Genomic DNA, 239 nt, shown 5'->3' on the forward strand with positions numbered 1-239 from the left:
CTGGAAACGGAACCGTATTCAGATAAAGCGTTAGAATTTCTTCCTTAGAGTAAATGTCTTCAATACGCTTGGCCACAATAGATTCCTTGAACTTATTAATGAGCATACTAAATAGTGCGTAATTTTTTCTGCCATATAAATTCTTCGCCAATTGAAGCGTTATCGTGCTTCCACCACCAGCACTTTTATCTCCAAGAATTAAGTTTTTTACAAAAACACGCATTAGACTAATATTGTCT

At 35.1% G+C, this 239-nt stretch carries 1 protein-coding gene; it reads right to left on the reverse strand.

Going from position 1 to position 239, the window contains the following annotated elements; translation table 11 throughout:
• Positions 1–239, reverse strand: a 239-nt coding sequence (locus ACRHNM_RS18015) for a transglycosylase domain-containing protein (RefSeq protein ID WP_431138002.1), incomplete at both ends; no start/stop codon positions are given.

Origin of the sequence: Psychroserpens mesophilus (genome assembly GCF_050617655.1) — a bacterium.
Lineage (GTDB): Bacteria > Bacteroidota > Bacteroidia > Flavobacteriales > Flavobacteriaceae > Psychroserpens > Psychroserpens mesophilus_A.